Source organism: Methanococcoides sp. NM1, assembly GCF_900774285.1.
Taxonomy (GTDB): domain Archaea; phylum Halobacteriota; class Methanosarcinia; order Methanosarcinales; family Methanosarcinaceae; genus Methanococcoides; species Methanococcoides vulcani.
The window spans coordinates 70,100-76,099 of the sequence record NZ_CAAGTW010000011.1 but is presented as its reverse complement, the minus strand read 5'-3'; the positions used below and the strand labels follow the sequence as shown (position 1 = coordinate 76,099).

Annotated in this window: 2 protein-coding genes; both read left to right on the top strand. The window is 45.2% G+C overall.

Annotated features, from left to right (window positions below; genetic code table 11):
- Nucleotides 1-296: DUF2149 domain-containing protein (locus E7X56_RS10815; RefSeq protein WP_135606760.1), on the top strand; the 296-nt coding region annotated here is incomplete at its 5' end.
- 133 nt (nt 297-429) lie between these two features.
- Nucleotides 430-5,931 (top strand): cobaltochelatase subunit CobN, encoded by a 5,502-nt coding sequence (locus tag E7X56_RS10810; protein ID WP_135606759.1) that lies wholly within the window; start codon nt 430-432, stop codon nt 5,929-5,931.
- The last annotated feature ends 69 nt before the right edge of the window (nt 5,932-6,000 follow it).

Here is a 6,000-nt window from a genome sequence, read left to right as displayed (position 1 = left end):
TTACCGGAGTGGCTAACCTCTTCGATGTTGCCATGGTGTTCTCAGTAGCTCTATTGGTAGCTCTTGTGATGTCTTACCAGCTACCTGAGCTGCTCAGTCCTACAGATATGACCATCGTAATGAATCCCGGCCAGGAGAATATGAAGATCATAGTCAAGGAAGGGCAGGAAATAGAAGTACTGAACATGACCGATCAGATAGGCGGTGGTACCGGCGATGCACTGGGTACGGCTTACAAGCTGGCGGATGGTCGTGTGATTTACGTTCCTGATTCCGGAAACGAGACGGGAACCTGATCATTTCAAGAGTGTGTGGAAATAACCAATAAGAAAATAGAATGAAAATGTGTGGATCATGAAAGTTTGAGACATCCCGGAACAGCCGCCAAGCAAAGTGCCGGGATGTCTTACACATTATCGGGTGGATAATATGCGAAATATAAAACATCAGTTATTGCTTTTAAGTGTTTTGATTTTGCTGGCGCTTTCGCCAGTTGTATCGGCAGAAGAACAAGTTACAAAGATCACTTACATCGGCTTCAGTCCAAGTGAAGGTCTTGAGATGGCCAGTGAGACAAACGATTATAGCGATCTCATCGAATATACCTATATTCCGGCCTATAACGCTACCTATTATGCAAATGATACTCTTCTTGCAGCTGCTGAGAGTGGATTTTTAGGAACCCAGGATGTTATTCTCTGTGATATGGTTGGCAGCAAAGTCTACAATTCACAGGATGGTCTACTAAATGATACTTTGAAAGCCGCTCATGATAGTGGTAGTTCCCTTTACAGCATACGTTCTGTTAGCAGTACTCCTTCTTACTTCGATTATGTTTCAGATGGTAATGCTGACGATCCTATCTGCAACTATTACAACAACATGGATACTGCAGGAGAAGGTCTTGATAATGCGGAAAACCTTCTTCTTTATCTCACAATGAAGACAAAAGTGGTTTACATCGGCTTCAGTCCAAGTGAAGGTCTTGAGATGGCCAGTGAGACAAACGATTATAGCGATCTCATCGAATATACCTATATTCCGGCCTATAATGCTACCTATTATGCAAATGATACTCTTCTTGCAGCTGCTGAGAGTGGATTTTTAGGAACTCAGGATGTTGTTCTCTGTGATATGGTTGGCAGCAAAGTCTACAATTCACAGGATGGTCTACTAAATGATACTTTGAAAGCCGCTCATGATAGTGGTAGTTCCCTTTACAGCATACGTTCTGTTAGCAGTACTCCTTCTTACTTCGATTATGTTTCAGATGGTAATGCTGACGATCCTATCTGCAACTATTACAACAACATGGATACTGCAGGAGAAGGTCTTGATAATGCGGAAACCCTGCTGATATACCTTGCAACAGAGTGCCCCACCCTTTCAAGAATTGGTATTCTGGGCAATGATGAAGTAGACCTCAGTGAATTCGTCTTTGTTCTTGGTACAAACTTTAACGAGCTCTCTCTCACTAATGCTTCACAGGATCTCAATATCTCAGACGATCTGAACATTACTATTTTCACAGACGTCAATAGTGTACCTGAAGAGTTTGACTTCTCAGAATATGGGGTTATTTTCATCGAGTCTCAGGATGAATCCATAGTAAGTAATTGGACTTCAAGTATAAAGTCTGCCAAACTAAACGGTGCAATGGTCATAGGATACGATCTTTCTTCCAATGTAACCTTGCCAAATGTTGATCTGTACTCAACTGAATACACAGATATCGAAAGATACTGGGTGCAGGGTGGCGACACCAACATGGTGAACATGCTCAAGTTCATGGGGCAAGAGTTCTGCAATGCATGGGCGAACGAGACCATTCCAGAACCTGTTATTCTGCAGTCCAAACAAAAGATCACCTATATTATAAACTCTGATACCAGCAGGTACTATTTTTCTCAGGTCCTGTCAGAGAGAAGTGTGATCACAGACAATTTCAATGTTACTGTGATGAGTGGGACTGAAGCTGCTAACTTCAGCGATGTTTCTGACCAGGACGTTATCATGCTCTACATGATAGGTGCCAACGAACTTCCCGAGTTCAAGGATGAACTTCTTACTGCAAAGGCCAGTGGCACACAGATCGGGCTTTTTGGCATGAGCGATGTGTATGGGATAGGAACCATCGATATGGAGAATGCGCCACATAGCGTAATGAAGGATTATCTCTATAACGCTGGATACACGAACATGGAGAACTGGATCCGGTGTATCGGAGCAACCCTTGAGGACGAATACATTGAATACTCGGCTCCAGCCGCACCATCGATCCCTGACCATGGCATCTATCACCCTGATGCTTTTCCAAGGGTCTTTGAGAACAGTACCGAATACCTTGAGTGGTATGCAGGCAATGGATACAATGCATCTGCACACACTATTGGAGTGATCGCAAATTACAATATCGAGAAAACAACCCTTCTTCATACCACCGATGATGCAATAATCAATAATCTGGAATCAAAAGGCTATAATGTTATTTTCTCAACATACAAAGTATGTACCAATGACGTTGATTATTTCACACAGAATGGAACTTTACTGGTAGATTCAATCATCTCTTTGAAGGGTTTCAGACTCAATTACGATAACCAGGAAAAGGGTGTTGAGTATCTCGAGGGCTATGATGTTCCTGTAATAAAGGGTGTGCTCGATTATTACCAAGGTCCAGATCAGTTCAATGAAAGTGTACATGGTGTGAACCCGAGTTCAATTCCTTCCCATGTCACCCAGCCTGAGATCGATGGGTTGATTGATTACATATGGCTCGCTGGCAGGGTTACAGACCAAAACACCCAGCAGAAATACTATGAACCCCAGATGCAACAGTTGGACTGGATGTGTGACCGTGCGATCTCCTGGGCAGAACTTGGTCATGTCAGCAATGCTAACAAGAAAGTGAGCATCATATACTACAACCATGAAGGTGGTAAGAACAACATCGGTGCCAGCTATCTGGATATCGGGTCAAGTTTCACATTGCTGCTTGAACAAATGCAGGCAGATGGGTATGATATCGGTAATGGGGCAATACCAAATGCAAGCGAATTCATCGATCGTTTCATCGAGAGCAGGAACGTTGGTTCATGGGCACCAGGTGAACTTGAGAAGGTCGTCAACTCAGGTAATGTCACGTTGGTACCAGTGGACGAATATCTCGCATGGTACAACACCCTGCCGCAGTCCGTACAGGATGAGGTCGAAGCACGATGGGGCGAAGCACCAGGCAACATTATGGTGTACGAGAATAAGTTTGTGATCCCAACCGTACAGCTTGGTAATATCAACTTCATACCACAACCGACCAGAGGCGACCTGTCAGACGAATCGGTAATGTACCACGACAAATCAATACCACCGACACACCAGTATTTAGCCACATACTTCTGGATCAACAACGTCTATGATACCGATGCTATGATCCACTTTGGTACGCATGGTACCCAAGAATGGTTGCCCGGGAAAGAGGTTGGACTGTGGAAGTATGATTATCCCTCCATCATGGTGGCAGATACACCTGTGGTATATCCATACATCATGGACAATGTGGGTGAGGGTACTCAGGCCAAACGCCGGGGCAATGCAGTGATCATAGACCACCTGGTTCCGGCAATAACAAATGCAGGACTGTATGGTGAACTGGCAACAATGCATGACAAGCTACATAGGTATGAAGAGGCCAAGAGTACCAATAATACTGCAATGATGGCACTCTATCGCGATAGTATGATCGGACTTTACACAAATCTTTCAATGGAAAATGATCTTGGTGTAACTCCTGATCAACTCAGGGCAATGACAGAAGATGATTATACGAACTTCATTTCAGTCACTCTCCACGATCATCTGCATAAACTGCAGGGTACGCTCATGCCTCTTGGACTCCATACCCTTGGTGTCGCACCACAGGATGAAAAGCTCGTCACCATGGTCAAGTCAATGCTTCGCAGTGATTTCATGGATCACATAATAAATCTCTTTCCTTATGTCAGTGGACATGAAGATGATTGGGAGGTTGCAACCGAACAGCGTGCCTATGATTTGTTGAATGCCACATTACTCAATGGGACGGATGTTTCAACTGCTCAGTTAAATGTGCTGAACCTCACCGACGCGAACATCACGTCAGATCTGAATCTGGCAATCGAATATTCTGTATTCCTGAGCCAGACCTCTCGTGAGATCGATGAGACATTGCATGCGCTCAATGCAGGATATATCGAGCCCGGACCCGGAAACGATCCGATACGAAACCCGGAAGCTCTACCAACAGGTAGGAACTTCTACAGTTTCGACCAGAGGAAGTTCCCTGATGTGGAAACAACAGCTATGGGTACGACCCTTGCGGACCAGCTGGTGCAGCAGCACTATGCTACACATAACAACACCTATCCGAACAAGGTGGCTTATGTTCTCTGGTCTGTTGAGACAATGCGTCATCATGGACTCATGGAAGCTCAGATATACTCCCTGCTTGGTGTCGAACCCGTGCGAAGCTCGGGCAGGCTTACAGGTTTTGAGGTAATTCCGCTGGAGGATATGAATCATCCAAGGATCGATGTGGTCATCACACCTTCCGGACTCTACAGGGATACGTTCCCGTATCAGCTTGAGCTGATCGATGAGGCGGTCCGAACAGTTGCAGCACTCAACGAGACTAATCAAACGAACTATGTCAGGTGGAATTCCCTGAAGATGGAAGACGCACTTCTGGCCAGTGGGTACAATAACACCACGGCACAGGCGATCTCACAGTCCAGGATATTCAGTGAATCACCGGGTTCATACGGTACCGGACTTCCGGGTGTTGTAACTGCGAGTGAGACATGGGACAGTGAAGACAAACTTGCTGACCTGTACATGTCACGCATGTCCAACATCTATGGGCAGGACATGTGGGGTGAGAGCTATGAAGACGTGTTCAGGATGAACCTGATGGATGTTGATGCAGCTGTACACAGTGATACCTCAAACCTGTACGGACTCATCGATAATGATGACTTCTATCAGTACCTCGGAGGTCTTGGACTTGCGGTGAGGTCACTGACAGGGGAGAATCCCGAAATGTATGTGGCCGACCTGACAAGTGTGGATGATCCAGGGATCATTACCTTGAACGAAGCGTTCAGGAATGAATTGCGTGCACGGAACTTCAATCCTAAATGGATATCCGGAATGATGGAATATGATTACGCCGGCGCCAGAGAATTCATGAAATTTACCGATAATCTGTGGGGCTGGGACGTCATGACACCCGACATGGTCACGGATTCTGATTGGAATGAGATCTACGACATCTATGTTATGGATAAGTATGATCTTGATGTGGATGAGTTCCTCAAAACCGAGAATCCATATCAATATCAATCCATACTCACTAGAATGATAGAGACTGACAGGAAAGAATACTGGGATGCATCGGATGAGACACTTCAGAACCTTGTGAGGGAATACGCCGAGTCTGTGGTTGAAGATGGTGTCACGTGCTGTCACCATACCTGTGGAAATGCTCTGCTTAACGAGTACATACAGGGTATAATGTCCGTACCCGGAGTTGTGTCACAGGAAACCATCGATGAGTACAACAGATTGATGGAAGAGGCCACACAGAGGAATGCTCAATCATCAGCGCCCAGTACACGCAGCAGCAGCGGATCGACTGCATCTGCTTCAATCGTCAATAGCACCAGCACAAGCAGTGATGATGGGGGATATGGAACTACAACCGACCAGCCAGCAGAGGCTTCTCAGCAAAGCACACCAGACAACTACGTTGAAGGGTATGAAATGACAAAAGAATCCACAACAAGTGATTCAGCCTCGTCATCTACATCCTTCTCCGGTGCTGATATTTTAGGTAGTGTGTTGGTAGTGTTAGCCGTTGCTGTCATAACTATCGGATTTAGAAGAAGGCGACTCTAAGTCATGAACACCCATTCGGGTGTTCTTTTCTTTTTTTTATTTCTCTGTTTTTCTCATTTAATTTGTTTT

Excerpts from the sequence above, each read along its gene's own strand:
- E7X56_RS10810 (WP_135606759.1), top strand. The coding sequence starts at position 430 with ATGCGAAATATAAAACATCAGTTATTGCTTTTAAGTGTTTTGATTTTG.